At 73.4% G+C, this 19,062-nt stretch carries 23 protein-coding genes; 17 read left to right on the top strand and 6 right to left on the bottom strand.

From position 1 onward, the window contains the following. The first annotated feature begins 15 nt into the window (after positions 1–15). Genes hemE through hemQ form a run of 3 tightly spaced genes read left to right on the top strand, consistent with a single transcriptional unit; the run spans position 16 to position 3,220 of the window. Positions 16–1,107 carry a uroporphyrinogen decarboxylase gene (gene hemE, locus COO58_RS17690; protein ID WP_176558834.1) on the top strand — a complete coding sequence of 364 codons (1,092 nt, stop codon included), beginning with the start codon at positions 16–18 and terminating at the stop codon, positions 1,105–1,107. Between the two features lie 8 nt (positions 1,108–1,115). Beyond that, positions 1,116–2,522 carry a protoporphyrinogen oxidase gene (hemG, locus tag COO58_RS17685; protein ID WP_098745818.1) on the top strand — a complete coding sequence of 469 codons (1,407 nt, stop codon included), beginning with the start codon at positions 1,116–1,118 and terminating at the stop codon, positions 2,520–2,522. After that, a complete protein-coding gene (gene hemQ, locus COO58_RS17680) occupies positions 2,519–3,220 on the top strand; it encodes a hydrogen peroxide-dependent heme synthase (RefSeq protein ID WP_091579442.1) in 702 nt (233 codons plus the stop codon). The genes hemG and hemQ overlap by 4 nt, the downstream gene beginning before the upstream one ends. 93 nt (positions 3,221–3,313) lie before the next feature. Here hemQ and COO58_RS17675 read toward each other — a convergent pair whose 3' ends face one another. The 5 genes from COO58_RS17675 to COO58_RS17655 form a co-directional block, all read right to left on the bottom strand. Then, positions 3,314–4,444, bottom strand: coding sequence for a lytic polysaccharide monooxygenase (locus COO58_RS17675; protein WP_098745817.1), 1,131 nt, complete (start codon positions 4,442–4,444; stop codon positions 3,314–3,316). A gap of 112 nt (positions 4,445–4,556) precedes the next feature. Next, complete coding sequence (locus tag COO58_RS17670; protein WP_098745815.1) at positions 4,557–5,003, bottom strand: GNAT family N-acetyltransferase; 447 nt, start codon at positions 5,001–5,003, stop codon at positions 4,557–4,559. A gap of 9 nt (positions 5,004–5,012) precedes the next feature. Further along, positions 5,013–5,936 (bottom strand): cytochrome c biogenesis CcdA family protein, encoded by a 924-nt coding sequence (locus COO58_RS17665; protein ID WP_098745814.1) that lies wholly within the window; start codon positions 5,934–5,936, stop codon positions 5,013–5,015. A 1-nt stretch (position 5,937) separates the two neighbouring features. Further along, complete coding sequence (locus COO58_RS17660) at positions 5,938–6,522, bottom strand: redoxin domain-containing protein (protein ID WP_091579429.1); 585 nt, start codon at positions 6,520–6,522, stop codon at positions 5,938–5,940. A gap of 58 nt (positions 6,523–6,580) precedes the next feature. After that, positions 6,581–6,841, bottom strand: coding sequence for a Prokaryotic metallothionein (locus COO58_RS17655; protein ID WP_091579424.1), 261 nt, complete (start codon positions 6,839–6,841; stop codon positions 6,581–6,583). A gap of 153 nt (positions 6,842–6,994) precedes the next feature. On the opposite strand from COO58_RS17655, the gene COO58_RS17650 reads away from it, so the two are divergent. Beyond that, positions 6,995–7,270 (top strand): isoamylase early set domain-containing protein, encoded by a 276-nt coding sequence (locus tag COO58_RS17650; RefSeq protein ID WP_091579420.1) that lies wholly within the window; start codon positions 6,995–6,997, stop codon positions 7,268–7,270. Positions 7,271–7,276: 6 nt separating this feature from the next. Here the strand turns inward: COO58_RS17650 and msrB are convergent, their stop codons facing one another. After that, positions 7,277–7,687 carry a peptide-methionine (R)-S-oxide reductase MsrB gene (gene msrB, locus COO58_RS17645; RefSeq protein WP_091579416.1) on the bottom strand — a complete coding sequence of 137 codons (411 nt, stop codon included), beginning with the start codon at positions 7,685–7,687 and terminating at the stop codon, positions 7,277–7,279. 47 nt (positions 7,688–7,734) lie between these two features. On the opposite strand from msrB, the gene ligD reads away from it, so the two are divergent. From ligD to COO58_RS17585, 13 genes are all read left to right on the top strand, one after another. Further along, a complete protein-coding gene (ligD, locus tag COO58_RS17640; RefSeq protein WP_098745812.1) occupies positions 7,735–8,760 on the top strand; it encodes a non-homologous end-joining DNA ligase in 1,026 nt (341 codons plus the stop codon). A 65-nt stretch (positions 8,761–8,825) separates the two neighbouring features. Continuing rightward, positions 8,826–9,758 carry a tyrosine-type recombinase/integrase gene (locus COO58_RS17635; RefSeq protein ID WP_098745811.1) on the top strand — a complete coding sequence of 311 codons (933 nt, stop codon included), beginning with the start codon at positions 8,826–8,828 and terminating at the stop codon, positions 9,756–9,758. Positions 9,759–10,309: 551 nt separating this feature from the next. Next, positions 10,310–10,594, top strand: coding sequence for a hypothetical protein (locus COO58_RS17630; RefSeq protein ID WP_098745809.1), 285 nt, complete (start codon positions 10,310–10,312; stop codon positions 10,592–10,594). Further along, on the top strand, positions 10,584–10,955 hold the full coding sequence (locus tag COO58_RS29945; RefSeq protein ID WP_141561920.1) for a hypothetical protein: 372 nt from the start codon (positions 10,584–10,586) through the stop codon (positions 10,953–10,955). The genes COO58_RS17630 and COO58_RS29945 overlap by 11 nt, the downstream gene beginning before the upstream one ends. Continuing rightward, positions 10,952–12,049, top strand: coding sequence for an AAA family ATPase (locus COO58_RS17625; protein ID WP_176558833.1), 1,098 nt, complete (start codon positions 10,952–10,954; stop codon positions 12,047–12,049). Before COO58_RS29945 ends, COO58_RS17625 begins: the two co-directional genes overlap by 4 nt. 547 nt (positions 12,050–12,596) lie before the next feature. Continuing rightward, positions 12,597–12,803 carry a hypothetical protein gene (locus COO58_RS29940; RefSeq protein WP_141561919.1) on the top strand — a complete coding sequence of 69 codons (207 nt, stop codon included), beginning with the start codon at positions 12,597–12,599 and terminating at the stop codon, positions 12,801–12,803. Beyond that, a complete protein-coding gene (locus COO58_RS17615; RefSeq protein WP_098745805.1) occupies positions 12,800–13,066 on the top strand; it encodes a hypothetical protein in 267 nt (88 codons plus the stop codon). The genes COO58_RS29940 and COO58_RS17615 overlap by 4 nt, the downstream gene beginning before the upstream one ends. Then, complete coding sequence (locus COO58_RS17610) at positions 13,063–13,527, top strand: hypothetical protein (RefSeq protein ID WP_141561918.1); 465 nt, start codon at positions 13,063–13,065, stop codon at positions 13,525–13,527. Before COO58_RS17615 ends, COO58_RS17610 begins: the two co-directional genes overlap by 4 nt. After that, entirely contained in the window at positions 13,524–13,964 is a 441-nt protein-coding gene (locus COO58_RS17605) for a helix-turn-helix domain-containing protein (RefSeq protein WP_141561917.1), read from the top strand. Before COO58_RS17610 ends, COO58_RS17605 begins: the two co-directional genes overlap by 4 nt. Then, positions 13,961–14,536 carry a hypothetical protein gene (locus COO58_RS17600; RefSeq protein WP_098745801.1) on the top strand — a complete coding sequence of 192 codons (576 nt, stop codon included), beginning with the start codon at positions 13,961–13,963 and terminating at the stop codon, positions 14,534–14,536. Before COO58_RS17605 ends, COO58_RS17600 begins: the two co-directional genes overlap by 4 nt. A gap of 264 nt (positions 14,537–14,800) precedes the next feature. Next, the gene (locus COO58_RS17595) at positions 14,801–15,019 is read left to right on the top strand and encodes a hypothetical protein (protein ID WP_098745799.1); all 219 of its coding nucleotides are present in this window, start codon (positions 14,801–14,803) and stop codon (positions 15,017–15,019) included. Between the two features lie 217 nt (positions 15,020–15,236). Then, entirely contained in the window at positions 15,237–17,609 is a 2,373-nt protein-coding gene (locus tag COO58_RS17590) for a hypothetical protein (protein ID WP_098745798.1), read from the top strand. Between the two features lie 118 nt (positions 17,610–17,727). Further along, complete coding sequence (locus COO58_RS17585) at positions 17,728–18,951, top strand: helix-turn-helix domain-containing protein (RefSeq protein ID WP_098745796.1); 1,224 nt, start codon at positions 17,728–17,730, stop codon at positions 18,949–18,951. Positions 18,952–19,062: the final 111 nt, after the last annotated feature.

The following is a 19,062-nucleotide window of genomic DNA, read 5'->3' as shown; positions in this document are numbered from 1 at the left end:
GGCACGATTGCCGCGATGACCACCGACACCACGGGCACTGCCGCCCGAGACGGAGAACCCCGCCGCGGCGGGCCGGCCGACTCGCCCTTCGTGCGCGCCTGCCGGCGCGAGCCGGGCCCGCACACCCCGGTCTGGTTCATGCGCCAGGCCGGCCGGTCGTTGCCGGAGTACCGGGAGATCCGGGCCAGCGTGCCGATGCTGGAGTCGTGCCGCCGGCCCGAACTGGTCACCGAGATCACGCTCCAGCCGGTCCGCCGGCACGGGGTGGACGCGGCGATCCTGTTCAGCGACATCGTGGTGCCGGTGGCGGCGGCCGGGATCGACCTGGACATCGTGCCCGGAACCGGGCCGGTGGTGGCCGAGCCGGTGCGGACCGCCGCCGACGTCGAACGGATCTCCCCGATCGGCCGCGACGAGGTGTCCTACGTGGACGAGGCGGTCCGGCAACTCGTCGTCGAGCTGGGCGACACCCCGTTGATCGGCTTCGCCGGGGCGCCGTTCACGCTGGCCAGCTACCTGGTCGAGGGCGGGCCGTCGCGGACCCACGCGAAGACCAAGGCGCTGATGTACGGCGACCCGGAGCTGTGGCACGCGCTCTGCGCCCGGCTGGCCGAGGTGACGCTGTCGTTCCTGCGGGTCCAGATCGACGCCGGCGTCTCCGCGGTGCAGCTCTTCGACTCCTGGGCCGGCGCGCTGTCCGAGGCCGACTACCGCCGCTTCGTGCTGCCGCACTCGACGTACGTGCTGGGCGGGCTCGCCGACGCCGGCGTGCCCCGGATCCACTTCGGGGTGGGCACCGGCGAGCTGCTCGGCGCGATGGGCGAGGCCGGCGCCGACGTGGTCGGCGTGGACTGGCGTACCCCGCTGGACGTGGCCACCCGCCGGATCGGGTCGGACAAGGCGGTGCAGGGCAACCTCGACCCGACCGTGCTGCTCGCCCCGTGGCCGGTGGTGGAGGCCGAGGTGCGGCGCATCGTCGAGCAGGGCCGGGCCGCCCCCGGCCACGTGTTCAACCTCGGCCACGGCGTCCTGCCGGAGACCGACCCCGACGTGCTGACCCGGGTGGTCGCGCTGGTGCACGAGCTGTCCGCGCGACCGGCCCGCTAGGAGGAGTCGTGGCGCGACCGTGGCGGGTGGCGATCGTCGGTGGCGGGATCACCGGGTTGGCCGCCGCCGTCCGGTTGCGCGACCGCGCGCCCGCCGGCACCGAGATCACCGTCTACGAGCAGTCCGGTCGGCTCGGCGGCAAGCTGCGCACCGGTGAGCTGGCCGGTGGTCCGGTCGAGTTCGGGGCCGAGTCGTTCCTGATGCGGGACCCGGCCGGCGGCGAGTCGGCGGCGGTCACCCTGGCCGGCCGGCTCGGGCTGGACGCCTCGATCGTGCACCCGACCGTCGGGCAGGCCGCCCTGCTGGTCGACGGCGGGCTGCGCCCGGTGCCGGGCGGCACGCTCGTCGGCGTACCCGGGGATCTGGAGAAGGTGGCGGCGGTGGCGCGGCCGGCGGACGCCGACCGCGACGCGGGCCGCCCGCTGCTGGCGCCGGACGAGGACGTCGCGGTCGGGGCGCTGGTCCGCCAGCGGCTCGGCGACGCGGTGGTGGACCGGCTGGTCGACCCGATGCTCGGCGGCGTCTACGCCGGCCGCGCCGACGACCTCTCCCTGGTCACCACCATGCCGGCGCTGGCCCGCGCGGCCCGCGCCGAGCACACGCTCGTCGGTGCGGTACGCGCGGCGCAGGCCGCCGCGCCACGCGCCCCCGGCGCTCCCGTCTTCGGCACCCTCGCCGGCGGGCTGAGCACGCTGGTCGAGGCCGCGGCGCGGGCGAGCGGGGCGACGATCCGCCGGGACGCGGCGGTACGCGAGCTGCGCCGCACCCCGACCGGATGGCAACTCACCGTCGGGCCGACCCGCGACGCCGAACAGATGGACGCCGACGCGGTGCTGCTCGCGGTGCCGGCCCGACCGGCCGCCCGGCTGCTCGCCGGCGCCGCGCCGGCGGAGGCGGACACCGTCGGCGCGTTGGACTACGCCAGCGTCGCCCTGGTCACTCTCGCGCTGCCCGGCCCGGACCTGCCGGAGCTGTCCGGCTTCCTGGTGCCGGCCGCCGAGGGCCTGCTGATCAAGGCGTCCACGTTCTTCACCACCAAGTGGGGGCACCTGCGCCGGCCGGACGGGCTGGCGCTGGTGCGCGCCTCGGTGGGCCGCTACGGCGACGAGACGTCGCTCCAGCTCACCGACGACGACCTGGCCGCGACCGTGCACCGGGAGCTGTCGGCGGTGCTGGGCTCGCCGCTGCCCACCCCGGTGGCCCGGCACGTGCAGCGGTGGGGCGGGGCGCTGCCGCAGTACACCCCCGGGCACGCCGACCGGGTGGCGGCGGTCCGGACGGCGCTGCGCGGCGCCCACCCGACGTTGGCAGTGGCCGGCGCCGGTTACGACGGCGTCGGCATCCCGGTCTGCGTCCGCTCCGGCGAGACGGCGGCCGAAGAGATCATCACGGCACTGGGAGGATCGGCAGCATGACCGAGCAGACCAACGCGGCGCGGCTGCGGGAGCTCAACGAGACCATCCGCTACACCATGTGGTCGGTGTACCGGGCCACCAGCCCGCTGCCCTCGTTGCGGGAGAACGTCGTCGACGAGGTCGAGTCGCTCTTCGCGGAGCTGGCCGGCAAGGACGTGACGATCCGGGGCACCTACGACGTGGCCGGCCTGCGCGCCGACGCGGACCTGATGATCTGGTGGCACTCGTCGTCCAGCGACGCGCTCCAGGACGCGTACCTGCGGTTCCGCCGCACCACGCTGGGGCGGGCGCTCACCCCGGTCTGGTCGCAGATGGCGCTGCACCGGCCCGCCGAGTTCAACAAGAGCCACATCCCGGCGTTCCTGGCCGACGAGGAGCCCCGCGCCTACCTCTGCGTCTACCCGTTCGTCCGCTCCTACGAGTGGTACCTGCTGCCCGACGCCGAGCGGCGTGAGCTGCTGGCCGAGCACGGCAAGATGGCCCGGGGCTACCCGGACGTGCGGGCCAACACGGTCGCGTCGTTCGCGCTCGGCGACTACGAGTGGATGCTCGCGTTCGAGGCCGACGAGCTGCACCGGATCGTGGACCTGATGCGCGACCTGCGGGCCTCGGGGGCCCGCCGGCACGTGCGGGAGGAGATTCCCTTCTACACCGGCCGGCGCCGCCCGGTCGCCGACATCGTCACCTGCCTGGTGTGAAAGGAAGGGCCCCCTTTTAACGCCTCCGGTAGAGGAGGGGCCCCCTCTTAACACCGACGTGTTAAGAGGGGGCCCCTCCTTGCTCCGGGGTGGTCAGGCGGCCGTGGTGCAGGAGAGGATGCCCGGCACCGGGTTGGTGCCGGTCGTGGTGCCGGTGAAGCCGAACGAGGTGCTCGCCCCCGGCGCCAGCGCACCGTTGTAGGACACGTTGCGGGCCGTGACCAGGGTCCCGCTCGTGGTCACCGTGGCGTTCCACGCCGAGCTGACCTGCTGCCCGTTCTGGTAGTTCCAGCTCACCGACCAGCCGCGGATCGGCGACCCGCTGCCGTTGGTCACCTTCACCTCGGCCTGGAAGCCGCCGCCCCACTGACCGGTGATCTGGTAGGTCGCGGTGCAGCCCCCGGCCGGGTTCGGCGTGCTCGGCGGCGTGGTCGGGCCGCCCGTCGGCGAGGTGGTGGGCGATGCGGTGGGCGACGCGGTCGGCGTGGTGGTCGGCGATGCGGTGGGCGATGCGGTCGGCGACGGGCCGGCCCCGCCGAAGTCCACGTCACTGCACAGGTAGTAGGACTGGTCCAGGTGGCTGGCCTGCCAGATGGTGTAGACGATGTGCCGGCCGGTGCGGCCCGGCGCGTTCGCCGGCACCTGGATGGACACGCCCGAGGTCTCGGGCGTCCACTGGCTGGCCGGGGTGTTGCCGATCTGGCCGACCTGCTCCAGGTCGCTCCAGCGCAGCGGCGTGGTCAACGCGTTGAAGCCCTGCTTGGTCACGTACACCCGGATGTAGTCGGCGCCGTGGCTGGCCTGGTCGAACAGCTTGATCCGGAAGTTGTTGGAGATGGACGTGGTCTTCCAGGCGCCGACCGTGTCGAGCGCGTTGTAGCGGCCGGCGGAGGTGCGCCCGCCGCTGCACAGCTGGCCGTCCGGGATGGCGCCCTGGTGGTTGCCGGCGACGCCCTCGCGGAACAGGCCGTTCCAGTTCCACATGGCGCTCGGGTCGGCCTGCCAGGCCTGCCAGCACATCGGGTCCTGGGTGGCCATCGCCGGGTTCTGGAAGTCGCCGCCCCAGCGCTGCCAGCAGCCGTAGTTGCGCGACGCCGGGTCGACCACCGACCCGTGCGCCGAGGCCGGGCCGGAGAACGCGGTGGTGAGCAGCGCCGCGACGACCGCGCAGACGCCGAGGATCGCCGCCGCGAGCGGGACGCGACGGCGGTACGGAGTGGACATGTGAAGCCTCCGGGGTGGGGATGTCGGTGCACGACGCCCGGACTGTCGGGAGTTGCCCTCTCCCGCGTGGCGGCTCCGTCCGCACGCTGCCACAGAAAGCGACAGGCGTCAATTAGTTGGGATTCCGGCGCATCGGGGTGTGCGGGATGCCGTCCTCCACGTAGCCGGGGCCGTCGACCGCGAAGCCGTGCCCGGCGTAGAGCGCCACCAGGTGCGTCTGCGCCTCCAGCACGCACGGCCGCTCGCCCACCTCGGCCAGCGCCTCGGTCATCAGCGCGCCGGCCAGGCCCGCGCCGCGGGCGGCCGGCGCCACCACCACCCGCCCGATCCGGGCCACGCCGTCGGGGTCGGCCAGGATCCGCAGGTACGCCAGCACGGCGCCGTCGCGGGTCAGCCAGAGGTGGCGGGTGCCGGGCTCGACGTCCCGGCCGTCGAGTTCCGGGTACGGGCAGGACTGCTCGACCACGAACACGTCGATGCGCAGCCGGAGCAGGTCGTGGAAGGTGCGGGCGTCCAGTTCGGTGAACGCCGCGACGTGTGAGTCGACGGACGGCGGCATCCCGCGATGTTAGGACGCGTCCACCTCGGCGGTGGACTCGACGTCGGGCCGCGCCGGCGCGGCGACCCCGGCGGAGCGCGCGGCGCCGACGCGGCGGGCCAGCGCGCCGACCACGCCCACCGCCACCAGGGCGGCGACCACGGCGGCCACCCCCCACGGTCCGAGGCGGGCCAACCCGTCGCTCACCCAACCCTGCACCCGGCCGGCCACGGCGATCACCGGGTCGTCCGCGCCGCCGCCGGCGAACAGGCGCACCTCGTACCAGCCGTACCAGGCCACGTAGCCGCCGGTGAGCACGAGCAGCACGCCGGCGAGCCGGCCGAGCAGCGGCGCCGCGCGGCGGGTGCGCCGGACCAGCGACTCCCGGGCCAGCGCCACGGCGAGCGCGGCGGCGCCGACCGCCAACCCCATGCCCAGGGCGTACGCCACGAAGAGGCCCATGCCGGCGAGCGGACTGCCGGCCCGGAAGCCGGCGACCACCACGGCCAGGAACGGGCCGATCGTGCACCCGAGCGACGCGACCGCGTACGCCGCGCCGAAGAGGGCCATCGAGCCGAACCGGGCCCGTACCGCGGGACCGGCCGCCGGGCGCGGGGTGAACGCCGGCAGTTGCCGGCCCGTGACCAGCCAGACGCCGGCCGCCACCAGCGCCACCCCGATCAGCACCGACACCCAGGGCAGGCGACGCGCCACCGCGTCCGCGGCCGGGCCGGCGAGCAGGCCGAACGTGCCGAAGACCGCGACGAAGCCGACGGTCATCGCGGCGGTCAGGGCCAGCGCCCGGCCCACCGGCGCGAGCGGCCCCCGGGCGGCCGCCGGGCCCTCGCCCGACACCAGCACCGACAGGTACGCGGGCAGCAGCGCGAAGCCGCACGGGTTCACCGCGGCGAGCAGGCCGGCGGCCAGGGCCAGGCCGTACGGGGCGTCGGGCATGTCAGGTCAGCCCGGCGACGCGACGGCGCAGCTCCGCCTGGGACAGGGCGCCGGAGTGCGTCACCCGGCCGGCGGAGTCCAGCAGCACGTACCACTCCTGGCTGCGGACGCCGAACCGGCGCCACACCTCGCCCTCGTCGTCGGCCAGGTTGGGGAACTCCGCGATGCCGGTGTCGCCGGCGAACCGCCGCATCGCCTCGTCGCCGCTGCCCAGCCCGGCCACCCCGATGAGGTTGACCCGGTCGGCGTGGTCCCGGCGCAGCGCGGCCACGTCCCCGGCGACGCCCCGGCAGCGGCCGCACCAGGCCGCCCAGAACCACAGCACGGCCGGCTTCCCGGCCAGGGCGCTGCCGGCGAAGGGCTTCCCGTCGATCGTGCGTACCGTGAAGTCCAGCACGGCGGGGACCGGCGCGGCGGCGGAGCCGGTGGGCGCGGCGGTCGTCCCGGCGGGTGTCGTGGGCGCCGACGTCGGGGTGCCCGGGGCCGACTCGGCGGCCGGGCGGTCGGCCCCGGCGCAGCCGGCGAGGGCGAGCACGGCGGTCAGTGTCAGTGTCAGTGGCAGCAGCGACGATCCGGTGGCGGGCATGGCCGGATGCTAACCAGGCCCGACCGGCGGCAACCCTTACTGCTCACTTACGGTTCGTCTAGGCGGGGCGGGCGCCGACCGCGTCGCGGATCTCGGCGCCCTGGTCGCCCTCGACCGCCCGCGCGCAGTGGGCGCAGCAGAAGAAGCGGCCGGAGACCTCGACGCCGTGCCCGACGATCTTGATCTGGCAGTGCTCGCACACCGGCGCCATCTTGTGCACCGCGCACTCGAAGCAGTCGAACGTGTGCCGGGACCCGTCGACCGTGCGCACCTCGAACGCCATCCAGTAGTCGTTGCCGCAAACTTCACAGGTAGCCATGCGAAACCCCCCGAAAACGGACCTGTCACCCCAGGGTCGCGTGCTCGACACACCAGGGCAACCGGAACGGGCGAACCTGGTCCGGCCCGACGGCGAGTCGCTCCCGGCGTGTCGTGCGTTGACTGTGGTGACCGCTGCAAATCCGGAGGATCCGTGATCAAGCGCAACAAGCTCTTCGGCAACCAGACCCGGGTGACCTTCTCCCTCCCGCGGGACGCCCCGGCCGGCACCGTCAGCGTGGTCGGCTGCTTCAACGGGTGGGAGCCGGGCCGGCACGAGCTGGTGCCGCGCCGCGACGGCACCCGGACCGTGACCGTGCGGCTCGGCCCGGGGGAGTACCGCTTCCGCTACCTCGCCACCGGTGGCGTCTGGCTCGACGACGAGGCCGCCGACCAGGTGGACGAGGCCGGCGGCCTGCTGCGGCTCTGAGCGCGGTCAGCCGCCGGTCGGCTCCAACCGCACCGAGATCGAGTTGACGCAGTGCCGGGTGTCCTTCGGGGTGAAGCCCTCACCCTCGAAGACGTGCCCCAGGTGACTGTCGCACCGGGCGCAGCGGATCTCCGTGCGCCGCATGCCGAGCGTGTTGTCGGGGATCTCCTTGACCGCACCCGGGATGGCGTCGTCGAAGCTCGGCCAGCCGCAGTGCGAGTCGAACTTGTCCTGGCTGCGGAACAGCTCCAGCCCGCAGGCCCGGCAGTGGTAGACGCCGGGGGTCTTGGTGTCGACGTACTCGCCGGTCCAGGGCGCCTCGGTGCCGGCCTCCCGGAGCACCCGGAACTCCTCCGGGCTCAGGCGGACGCGCCACTCGTCCTCGGTGCGGGGCAGTTCGTTGTCGGAAAGACTCACCCGTCAACGGTACGTCGGCCGTCGGTGCCATCGCATAGGGTCGCCTGATGGCGGGCAGCAGAAGCGCCGTCGAGGAGATCGAGGTCGCCGGGCGGGCCGTGCGGCTCAGCAGCCCCGACCGGGTGATCTTCCCGCAGCGCGGCTTCACCAAGGCGGACGTCTTCCACTACTACCTGGCGGTCGGCGACGGGATCACCCGGGCCCTGCGGGACCGGCCCACCACCCTGCAACGCTTCCCCGAGGGCGTCGAGGGGGAGATGTTCTTCCAGAAGCGGGTGCCGACGCGCGGCGTACCCCCGTGGATCCGCACCGCGGAGATCAGCTTCCCCAGTGGCCGCAAGGCCGACGAGCTCTGCCCGGCCGACCTCGCGCACGTCGCCTGGGCGGCGCAGATGGGCACGGTCGTGTTCCACCCGTGGCCGGTGCGCGCCGCCGACACCGACCGGCCGGACGAGCTGCGCGTCGACCTCGACCCGCAACCCGGCACCGACTTCGCCGACGCGGTGACCGCCGCCGGGGAGCTGCGCGGGCTGCTCGACGAGCTGGGGGTGCCCGGCTGGCCGAAGACCTCCGGTGGTCGGGGCGTGCACGTCTACCTGCGCATCCAGCCGCGCTGGACGTTCGTGGAGGTGCGCCGGGCCACCATCGCGCTGGCCCGCGAGCTGGAACGACGCCGACCCGAGCTGCTCACCACCGCCTGGTGGAAGGAGGAGCGGGGCCGGCGCGTCTTCGTCGACTTCAACCAGACCGCCCGCGACCGCACCATCGCCTGCGCGTACTCGCTGCGGGCCAACGCCCGCGCCACCGTCTCCACCCCGGTCGAGTGGGACGAGCTGCCCGAGGTCGACCCGGACGACTTCCACCTGGGCACCGTGCCGGCCCGGTTCGCCGAGCGGGGCGACCCGCACGCCGGCATCGACGACGCGCCGTGGGACATCACCCCGCTGCTGGAGTGGGCCGAGCGGGACGCCGCCGACGGCCTCGGCGACCTGCCCTACCCTCCGGAATACCCCAAGATGCCCGGCGAGCCGAAACGGGTTCAGCCGAGCCGCGCGAAGCGCCCCACCAGCTAAAACGTTGATCCGTCGAACGTGGACGGGGGTAGCATAACGCTGACTCACCCGATAATCTACCCGACATGTCGCCCCAGCTTTCCGACCTCGCCGCGTCGTTCCGGCGATCCCTACGCGCCGCCGGCAAGGCCGACGGCACTCTGAGGCTCTACGGGCAGAGCATCCAGTTCTTCTGCGCCTGGCTCACCGCGCAGGGTCGGCCCACCACCCTCGACCAGCTCAACCGGCACTCAATCTCCGCTTGGCTGGCGGACCTGATCGAGCGCGGCAACGAGCCGTCCACGGTGGCTACCCGGCTGCGCGGGCTGCGCCGCTTCTGCCGCTGGCTGGTCGTCGAGGGGGAGCTGGAGAAGGCGCCCACCGAGGGCGTGGAGATGCCCGCCAAGTCGGAGAAGCCTGTCCGAGTGCTCACCGACGACGAGCTGGCCCGGCTGATCAAGCTCTGCCAGGTCCCGCGCGGCAAGGCCGGGCAGCACGACCGGCGCATCTTCGACGGCCGCCGCGATGAGGTGTTGATTCGGCTGCTCGCCGACTGCGGGCTGCGCGTCTCCGAGCTCGTCGGCTTGGAGCACCCGGAGCACGTCGACCTCGACCAGGAGCTGGTCTACGTCGTCGGCAAGGGCAACCGGCCCCGAGTGGTGCCGTTCGGCGCCCGGACCGGACAGGCAATCGACAGGTACCTGCGGGCGCGGTCGGCGCATCCGCACGCCGCACGGACCCCGCGGCTGCTGCTCGGCGAGCGGGGCGCGATGTCGGCCGACGGGGTGCGGTGGCGGCTGGAAGTGCTCGGCCAGGCCGCCGGCGTGCCGGACCTGCACCCGCACGCCTTCCGGCACACGTTCGCGCACCGCTGGCTCGCCGAGGGCGGCCAGGAACGGGACCTGATGCAGCTCGCCGGGTGGCGCTCCGACGCGATGCTCTCGGTCTACGCCCGGTCGACGGCGGTCGAGCGGGCGCGCGGCGCGCATCGTCGGATGGGGCTCGGTGACCGGCTCTGATGTGGGCGTTCGAGGGGTCCGCTGTGCCGCTGGGCACGGGGGCAACGGACAGTAATGTCCGGAACTGGCGTCGAGTGGCCAAGCTCACAACCGCCGCACATTGCGTAGCGTGAATCTGACCTCACGTAGACCCGTGACCTGCGGATATTGCTCGGGCACATGAGCAGGGTCACTGCACCACACTGGACCGGCCCGTCACCTATGCATTGCTGTGCAGTCGAGGTCCGACGGAAGTGCCCTGACCAGGTTGGATGCCCAAGTCCGGGCGCTACCAAATCAAGCGGTGCGCCACTATCGTCGGTGGCGCACCGCTTGATCAACACAGGTTGTTATCCCCGCCCCGAGGGGCTAATCCTCGGACGGGAACGAACGCAGGTGGCCTGCCAGCCGCACTGCGCTCATGCACAAAGTAACCACGCACAGCGCTTCTTGCCAGGTGTTGAGCCTCACCCGTAGCCGGGTGAGCCCGGCTCTCTTGGCGCGAGGGCTACGCAGCGTTACTGCGCACCCGTTCGTGTACTCGGGGTGGGCGGACCGAAAGGTAGCCCCGAATGGCATCCAGCCACCCGTCCGACCGCGTCACGATCGCGTCCCTCGCCGCTCACCTCAGATGGGCGCAGACCGAGGACCGTGCCGCCGCCACCGCTCCCGCGCGCCGGGCGTTCAACGATCGCTTCGAGAAGCAGGTCGACCCCGAAGGCAAGCTCTCGCCCGCTGAGCGCGCCCGCCGTGCCGAATCCGCGCGCAAGGCCTACTTCGCCCGGCTGGCGCTGAAGTCGGCGCAGACCCGTCGGGCGAAGGCCGCCCGCAAGGCCGGTGCGCAGGATGCAGCCTGACGAGAACGCCCGCCCCCAGCGGGGCAGCTGGGAAGCGGGCGAGGCGACGGCCGGCGAAGCAGTCGAGCAGAGCGTACCGCAGTGCAGCGACGTAACGCCCCTGCTCCGCGGCGGTGACCCGGTCATCCGCCGGCGACGCGACGCCTACCGCCTCGACGACTACCTCGACGCCATGGGCTATCGACTCACCCCGGCCGACGTGCTGGCCCTGACCACGCCGGCGCCGGCACCCGACGTCGCGCCATGCGGCGGCGCGCACTCCGGCCCGTGCGACTGGTGGCGTTCGTGCACCGGCATGACCCTGCCCGCCGCCGAGCGGGACGCCGCCGGCGCCGTGCACCCCGGACGGATGGCCGCGTGACCGACCTCGACGCCTGGGCAGACGTCACCGTCGCGCAGCCCGGCACCGTGCCCGTCGGCGACCTGCCCGGCCGCCGCGAAGAGGGCTGGCCGGAAGGCGTCACCACCGAACGTCCGGCATCGTCCGGACCGCCGGACGCTCCGGACGACAAGCCGGCCCGCCGGTTCACCGCCACCCTGCTGCGCCGGTCGCAGCTGCGCAGCCTCCCGCCCGTGGAGTCCCTGATCGACGGTGTCATGTCGCGGCGCAGCACCGTGCTGCTGGTCGGGCCCAGCAACGCCGGGAAGACGTTCGTCAGCCTCGCCTGGGCGTGCTCGGTCGGCACCGGCCGCCCGTGGCTCGGCCGAGAGGTCCACCGCACCCGGGCGCTGTACGTCGTCGGTGAGGGCGCGAACGGCCTCAACGCGCGCATCAGCGCGTGGGAAACGGCGTGGGGCACCGAGGTCACGGACGACGACGTCGTGTTCTCCGTGCGGCCCGCGAGCCTTCGCGAGGTCGACACGTGGGTCGAGATGCGCGCCGAGGCCGTCGACCTGGGCGCCGGGCTGATCGTGCTCGACACGTTCTCCAGCCTCGCGCCGGACGTCGACGAGACGAAGGACGCCGCCACGGTGACCCGGCGCATGGCCGACCTGGCGGCGGCGATCGACGGCACGGTGGTGCTGGTGCACCACCCGGGGTGGGGCGACGCGTCCCGGGCCCGCGGCGGCAGCCAGCTGGAGGCCAACGTCGACGAGGTGCTGATCCTGGCCGGCACGTCGGCGAACCCGCTGCTGGAGCTGGAGCGCAAGAAGGTCAAGGAGGGCGTGGCCGGGGAGAAGACGTGGCTGCGCCGCAAGCCGGCGCACGGCTCGGTGATCATCGAGGGCGTCTCGTCGGTCGAGCGGACCGCGGACATGGTCGTCTCCGCCGAGCAGGTTGCCCGTGCGGTGTTCGGAGAGCCGTTCACCAAGACCATGCTGCGCGACGCGCTGATCGAGCGGCTCGGCGTGTCCCGGACGACGGCGTACGAGCACATGACGCAGATGGAGCGGGACAAGCTGCTGCGCAAGGTGGGCGGCAAGGGCCGCGCGTCACTCTACGAGGTGGCCTGACATGCGCGCCGTAGCCGAACGTCCGGACGACCGCCGGACGAACTCTCCGGACGAACTCCCGGACGAACAGGCGTCGCCGCCGGAAAACAGGAGGTCACGGCGTGCAGACGTCCGGACGAACTATCCGAACGTAATCGTCCGTCCGGCACCCCCTCCTTTAGGAGGGGGGGTGCCGGACGAACTCGCGGATGGATGGACAGATGGAGAGCGTGAAGCCGCCGACTGGCCGGCCCGCCTCGATGCAGCGCCGATGACTGACACCTCGCCCCCTCGCCCCAACCTCGCCCCACCTCGCCCCGGGCACAGCTCCCACACCTCGCCCCCTCGCCCCCTCGCTATAGGCGAGGGCGAAGGGGCACACCTTGAAACCGATCCGACCTCGCCCCTCGCGATCGACTGGGACGCACGGCTCCGCGCAGCCGTCGCCGAAACGCTCCGCTGCCGCGCCGAACGCCGACAACTCCGCGAGCACCACCAGGCCGCCCGCAACATCGGGCTCGCCCACCGACACCGGGCCCGGCTCGCCCACGCCAGAGCAGGAGACACCATGCCCGACCAGGAGCAGCACGACCAGACCCTCACCGTTGACGTCACCGGCCTGCGCGACGGGGAACTGGCCACCGTCGCCGGTGCCCTCACCCGCGCCTGCTCCGCGGTGAACCTCCCCGCCGCCGTATCGCTCACGCTCGGGCAACTCGCCCACCAAGCCCGGCAGCTGCACGACCGGCGCCGCACCGACAGGACAGCATCATGAACCACGACAGCCGCCCGGAGACCCGCGCAGCCACCGCCGGCACGCTGCAAGCCGCAGCGGTCGGCGTGGCCACCGAACTGGCCATCGGCCGCCACGACCAGGCCGTCATCACCGCGCTCGTCGACGAGCTGCCCGACGAAGCGCTGCCCCTGCTGGCCCTGCTCGTCGACACCCTCGGCGACATCGCCCGCCTCGCCGGCGTCACCGCGCTGCGCCGCGCCGGACTGCACGCCGCGCAACTCGCCACCCAGGTGCCACGATGACCGAACCGTGGCCGCCGCCAGCGAACTACTACACCGAGCACCGCAGAGCACCCATCCGCCTCGACGGACAGCTGCGCATGCGGAACATCCGCTCCGTGCTCCTGTGGGGCGACGTGGTGTTCGTCGACGACACCGGCCGCTACGTCTACTGCAGCCGCTGCGACCAGCTGGTCGACGTTGACGAACTCGGCCGGCCCGGCAATCCGCACCGCCCCGGTCTGCCGTTCCGCGCTGGCGCCATCGACACCGTCGCACCGCAGCAGCACCTTCCCCTCGATCAGCTCGGCCCGCTGTTCGACCGCATCAGCGACGCTCTCGCCTACGGCTACTCCGTCCAGCAGACCGTCGCCGTCGCCCGCTGCACCGAGGACCAGGCGCGCACCGTCAAGGCGATCCGTGACTGGCGAGCCAAGCCGCCACCGACGACGAAGCCGGGACGGCCGTGGGGGACCGGGTGGTGAGCGACGGCCAGGCGCCCGACGTCCTCGACGCCTACGCGGTGCGGCTCGGCGGCTGCCGTCTGCTGCTCGCCTCCCGGCAGGCGTGCCTCGACGTCCTGCGGTCCCTGCAAGCCGCCGTCGCCGCCTCCGACCGGGCCGGGCTCCGCCCACCGCCACGCATCGTCACCCTGATCGCCGCGCTGGAGGCCGAAATGCAGCAGCCCTCTTCCCCGGGCGGAAGCGCGGAAGTTCCCCGTGAGCCGGGTGTGCCAGGTTCGGTCCTGACAACCGAACCGGCGGACACGAAGGAGGCGGCCCGGATGCTCGGAGTCACGCCCCGCCAGATCCGCAACATCAGCCACCGGCTCGACGGCCGCAAGGTGGCCGGGTCGTGGGTGTTCGACCGCGACCTGGTCGCCGCCGAGGCCATCCGCCGCCAGCGAAAGGCCAGCCAGTGACCATCGACTTCGCCGCCATCAAGGCCGCCAACGCCAGCCTCGACGTCGACCCCGCCGTCCGCAGGATGGCCGACGGGATGGGCATCGACCTGCGGGCCCTGCAGCCGCGACCGGGCCAGGCCGCCCTCGACGCCAGCGACGTCACCGCCGCCTATGCCCAGCGCCTGCGCGCCAGCCGGCGCAGTAGCCCCGCCGCCGGCCCGTACGCCACCGCCGCTGGCGAGCTGCCCGCCTTCACCGCCTCCGGCATCGACCCCAAGGTGCTGCTGCGCTCACCCGCCCCCGTCCGACCCGCCATCGCCGCCGCACCCACCACCGCCGAGGCCTACGCCATCGCCCAGCGCTACAACGGCATGAGCGACATCGACGCCGCCCGCGTCCTCGCCACCGACATGAGCGTGCCCGCCGACCTCGCCCACCACTGGGCCACCACCAACAACGTCGACCTCAGCAACAGCGGCAACTACCAGCCCGACACCACCTTCGGCACCCCCGAGCAGCGCCGCCAAGCCACCGAACAATGGTGGGCCGCACACCGCGCCCGCATCAGCAACCGCACCCAGCAGGGCTGACCTGTGCACGGCGCGTCAACGTCACCCGAGCCCCGACCGACCACGCGGACAGGGCAGCACGCGGGAGCGAAGCCGGGGAGCCGCACCCCCTCCGCGACAACGATCCGAGCTGCGCGCCGAGACACCACCGGCCCTGCCGCCGGGGGCCCGGGCCACACCGAGGCCCCGGCCCCCGGCAACGCCACCACCCCCACCGACCAGGGCAGCACGAGCAGCACCGCGGCGACACCCGCCCTGCCGCCAGCCGAACAGCAGCAGCTCTTCGTGCGCCTATTCACCGACCGCGCGACCGCGTTCCTCGAGGAGATGCGCGCCATCCTCGACGACAAGCAGCGACCCGACCTCGACGCCCTCCTGGCCCCGGTCCTCGACCGCACCTCGACGGCCGTCACCCGAGGCGCCGTCGACGCGCCGACCCTCACGGCCATCGTCGACGACCTCGCCTACATCACCACGCTGCTCAAAGGCGGTGCCATCACATGACCGCCCCAAAAAATTCGGACATTGAAGACGCCCCTGACCGCCGGGGTCAGGATTTTTTTTCGCGGGGCCGCCGGCGCATGGATGGACGGGCCGCCGGCGCTCCCGCAAGCCGCAGGTCAGGCAGGAGGTTGCGGTGAGGTATCCAGGTCAGCCGAGGCCGGGCGGGTCGCCGCGGCCGGTCGGGCCGAGTGGTCCACGGCCGAAGGTGGGCTGAGCGGTGGCCAGGGGCAAGAAGCTGTCCGACGCCTACATCGAGCTGCGCGCAGATGACTCGAAGCTCGACGGGGACGTCAAGGTCAAGGCCACCCGGGCGGCCCGCGGGTTCGGCGCGCAGCTCAACAACGCGCTCAAGGCGCTGAGCATCGACCCGATCGACGTGAAGGCCAGCCCCAAGGCGGCGCTCGCCGCGATCGAGACGACCCGGGATCGGCTGCGGGAGATGTCCCGCGACGCCGAGAGCGTCGAGATGCGGGTGCGCACCGAGCGGGCCACCAGCCAGCTGGAGAAGTTCCGCCGGCAGTTGGGCACCGTCGACGACGAGCCGGTCGAGGTCAAGGCGGAAGTGTCGCCGGCGCAGCGGCAGATCGAGCAGCTGCGCCGCCAGCTCGTCAGCCTCGGCATCGACCCGGTTGACATCGACGCGGACCCGAGTACGGCGTTGGCGCAGATAGCGCGCGTGGACCAGCAGCTGCGGCAGCTGTCCGGTGAGGCTGCCACCGTGCGGGTGAAGGTCGATGTGGATTCGGCGCGGGCCAGCCTGGCCCGGTTGACGTCGCAGTTCGGTGATGCGGCGGTGGAGAGCGCGGACGGGTTCGCTACTCGGTTCGGGCAGCGGCTCGGTGGCCAGTTGCTGGCGAAGTTGCCGGCGAACCCGGAGATCGCCGCGGCGGTGGCGTCGGTTGCGGCGTTGGCGGCGCCGACGCTGGCGGCGACCGTGTCGGCGGCTGTGGTCGGTGCGGCGGGCGCCGGCGGGATCGTCGGTGGTGTGGCTATCGCCAGTAAGCATCCGGCGGTGCGTGCGGCGGCGGAGCTGCTGGGGGATGACTTCACGGAGACGATGCAGCGGGCGGGGGTGTCGTTCGTGCCGGCCGTCGTTGACGCCCTCGGTGACGTCCGCTCCGAGATCCCCGGCATCGGCGCCGACCTCGAGCGGGCGTTCTCCCGCGTGTCGGTGTACGTCGACCCGCTGACGCAGGACTTCCTCTCCGGCGCCCGCTCCGGGGTCGAGGGCTTCGCCACCGCGGTGGAGCGGTCCGGTCCGGTGCTGCTCACCATCGGCAACATCGCCGAGCGCACCGGTGTGCTGGTGGGGGACATCTTCACCGGCCTGTCCGAGCACGCCCCCGAGGCGGCCAACGCCCTCGCGATGGTGTGGACCGTCTTCGAGTACGGCACCCGGTCGGTGTTCGGCACGATCGAGATGCTGACCCAGGCGTACGGGTGGCTGGCCAAGTTCGGGCTGGTCCTCACCGGCAACCTGGACCAGATGGCCCAGCTGACCGCCCAGCAGGAGGCGGCGAAGGGATCCAGCAGTGGCCTGTCGACGGAGCTGCAGAATCTGCTCAGCGGGTTCACCAACACGTCGACGTCGGCGGCCGGGCTGACGTCGCAGGTGCGCACGCTCAAGGAGCTGCTTGCCGAGAGCACCAACCGGACGCTCGACGCCAGGGCGGCGAACCGGGAGTACCAGGCGGCGATCGACGCGGCGGCTGCGTCGGTGAAGCAGAACGGCGCGACGCTGGACACCCACACGGCGAAGGGCCGCGCGAACCAGGCCGCCCTCGACGACCTGGTCCGCACCACGCAGCGCAAGGCCGAAGCCACCCGGGTGCTGACCGGGGACGAGGCCAAGGCCGCAGCCGTGACCGAGGCGGGCCGGGCGGCGTTCATCCGGGCGGCGACCGCGATGGGCATGGGGTCGGCGGAGGCGAAGCGGCTCGCCGGCCAGCTGTTCGCGATCCCCAACGTCGACCGGACGGTCAAGATCCGCACCGAGCAGGCCATGGACGCGATCCGTCGCGTTCAGCAGGCGCAGGGCCGGATCAAGGACATCGTCGTGGGCGTCTACTACAAGACCAACGGCGACCTGAAACTGCCGGGCGGGACGAGCCTCAGGGGCTACGCCGCCGGCGGTCCGGTCGAGGACGCCCCGGGCCCGAAGGGCGTCGACTCGCGGGCGTACATGCTGGCCCGCGGCGAGCACGTGTTCACCGCGGCCGAGGTCGACCGGATGGGCGGCCAGGCGGCGGTCAGCGCGTTCCGGCAGCAGATCATGTCGTGGCCGACCGGGTGGCGGCCCGGCACGACCAGCGCGGCCTCGGCCGCCGTCGCGCCGGCGTCCCGGCCGCTGGTCATGGACTCCGGTGGGGCGATCATGCCCGGCTGGAATCCGCCGATCTACAACGGCACCGGCCGCGCGGAACCGGTCATGCCCGCCCAGGTGCTCGACGAGCTGATCGACGAGTTGCGCGGACTGCGAGACGCGGTGGAGGGCGGCCTGATCGCTGCCGTGCGGCAGGTCGCGCCCCGGGTCGGGGACGAACTGCGCGGGACCGCACGCGGGGCGCTGGCACTGGCACGGGGGAGGTGACGTGGCGACGCTGACGATCCCCTCTCGACCGGCGGGCCGGGTGTACCGTCCAAGGTGGCTGGCCCGCCGGTTGTAGCGGTCGGCGGGCTGCCACCCAGACCGCTACCTGGGAGCGACCATGAGCGACCCGACCATCGGTGACCACGTCGCCCGCCTCCGCCGCCACGCCACCCTCACGCAGGAGCAGCTCGCCGAACGCGCCGGCGTCAGCGTCGAGACGGTCCGCAAGCTGGAGCAGGGCGAGCGTCGCAGCGCCCGGATGTCCACTCTCCACGCTCTCGCCCGCGCCCTGGGGGTGGCGACCACCGCGCTGCTCGGCGACGCGTCGGAGGCCGCTGCCCGCGCCGAGCCGGACCACCGGCCGCTCGCGCTGGCGGAGATCCGACGGTCGCTGACGCCGGCGCGCGGGCTGGGCGCCCTGCCGGATCCGGACGCCGACCGGCCCGCCGCGCCGGTTGAGATCCTGCGGGCCCGGCTGCGGCAGGCCGACGCCGCGTACCACCGCGGGGACTACGCCGCCGCGCTGGCCACCACGCCGCGGCTGCTCGACGACGCCCGGCACGCCGCCGAGGTGACCGGCTCACCGATCGTGCACGCCACCCTGGCGCAGGCCCGCTACCTGGCCACCGAACTGCTCATCCAGCTGCGCGCGGGTGACCTCGCCTACGCGGCCGTCAGCGGCGCTCTCGACGCTGCTCAGGCCGCCGGCGACCCGGTGCTGGGCGCGTCGACGGTGAAGGGCTCGTCGTGGCTGCTGCTGCGGCAGGGCCGCCTGGCGGAGGCGGAGCAGGTCGCGATCTCGACCGCCGACGCGGTGGAGCCACGACTGCGCCGGGCCGAGCCAGCGGAGCTGGCGGTGTGGGGGTGGCTGCTGCTCGCCGGCGCCGCCGCGGCGTCCCGGGACAACCGGCCCGACGACGCCACCGCGCTGCTCGATTCGGCAGCCGCTGCGGCCGCGCGGTTGGCGGACCGGCCCGTCGACGGCCACCTGGCCATCCTCGGCGGGTTCCGGTCCGCGAGGGTGGAGATGATGCGCGCGGAGGCGGCGGCCGTGGCCGGGGAGCCGGGCCGGGTGCTGCAGGTGGCGGAGCGGGTGCCGGTGGGCGAAACCGTCGCCACGTCGTGGCAGCGGCACCGCCTGGACGTGGCGTGGGCGTACGCCGCGCAGCGCCAGTACGGGGAGGCCACCGGCGTGCTGCTGGAGCTGCGGGACCGTGCGCCGGCGTGGCTGCGGCACCAGCGGTACGCCCGCGACATCGTGCAGACGATCAGCGACGGCCGCCGGCGGGCGATGACGGCCGAGCTGGCCGAGCTGGCGACGCTGGTCGGCTACGCCGCCTGACGCTGGTACGGCACGTACCACAATCGTCGGTCCCCCTCTCCGCTCGCACGTGACCTGCCTGGCCGGGTCCTCCCAGGGTCGCCACCCTGAAGACAGGGCGCGGTAACCCTT

This window comes from Micromonospora sp. WMMA1996, from assembly GCF_002573675.1.
In the GTDB taxonomy this organism is placed as follows: domain Bacteria; phylum Actinomycetota; class Actinomycetes; order Mycobacteriales; family Micromonosporaceae; genus Micromonospora; species Micromonospora sediminicola.
Note: the sequence above shows the minus strand (reverse complement) of the source record. Positions and strands in the feature narration are given on the sequence as shown.

What these genes read in the sequence shown, in the direction of transcription:
- COO58_RS17635 (WP_098745811.1), top strand. Translation starts at nt 8,826, where the DNA reads ATGTCGCCCCAGCTTTCCGACCTCGCCGCGTCGTTCCGGCGATCCCTA.
- hemE (WP_176558834.1), top strand. Translation starts at nt 16, where the DNA reads ATGACCACCGACACCACGGGCACTGCCGCCCGAGACGGAGAACCCCGC.
- COO58_RS17675 (WP_098745817.1), bottom strand. Translation starts at nt 4,444, where the DNA reads ATGTCCACTCCGTACCGCCGTCGCGTCCCGCTCGCGGCGGCGATCCTC.
- COO58_RS17665 (WP_098745814.1), bottom strand. Translation starts at nt 5,936, where the DNA reads ATGCCCGACGCCCCGTACGGCCTGGCCCTGGCCGCCGGCCTGCTCGCC.
- COO58_RS17585 (WP_098745796.1), top strand. Translation starts at nt 17,728, where the DNA reads ATGAGCGACCCGACCATCGGTGACCACGTCGCCCGCCTCCGCCGCCAC.
- COO58_RS17610 (WP_141561918.1), top strand. Translation starts at nt 13,063, where the DNA reads ATGACCGAACCGTGGCCGCCGCCAGCGAACTACTACACCGAGCACCGC.
- COO58_RS29945 (WP_141561920.1), top strand. Translation starts at nt 10,584, where the DNA reads ATGCAGCCTGACGAGAACGCCCGCCCCCAGCGGGGCAGCTGGGAAGCG.
- COO58_RS17655 (WP_091579424.1), bottom strand. Translation starts at nt 6,841, where the DNA reads ATGGCTACCTGTGAAGTTTGCGGCAACGACTACTGGATGGCGTTCGAG.
- COO58_RS17660 (WP_091579429.1), bottom strand. Translation starts at nt 6,522, where the DNA reads ATGCCCGCCACCGGATCGTCGCTGCTGCCACTGACACTGACACTGACC.
- COO58_RS29940 (WP_141561919.1), top strand. Translation starts at nt 12,597, where the DNA reads ATGCCCGACCAGGAGCAGCACGACCAGACCCTCACCGTTGACGTCACC.
- COO58_RS17630 (WP_098745809.1), top strand. Translation starts at nt 10,310, where the DNA reads ATGGCATCCAGCCACCCGTCCGACCGCGTCACGATCGCGTCCCTCGCC.
- hemQ (WP_091579442.1), top strand. Translation starts at nt 2,519, where the DNA reads ATGACCGAGCAGACCAACGCGGCGCGGCTGCGGGAGCTCAACGAGACC.
- ligD (WP_098745812.1), top strand. Translation starts at nt 7,735, where the DNA reads ATGGCGGGCAGCAGAAGCGCCGTCGAGGAGATCGAGGTCGCCGGGCGG.
- COO58_RS17615 (WP_098745805.1), top strand. Translation starts at nt 12,800, where the DNA reads ATGAACCACGACAGCCGCCCGGAGACCCGCGCAGCCACCGCCGGCACG.
- COO58_RS17670 (WP_098745815.1), bottom strand. Translation starts at nt 5,003, where the DNA reads ATGCCGCCGTCCGTCGACTCACACGTCGCGGCGTTCACCGAACTGGAC.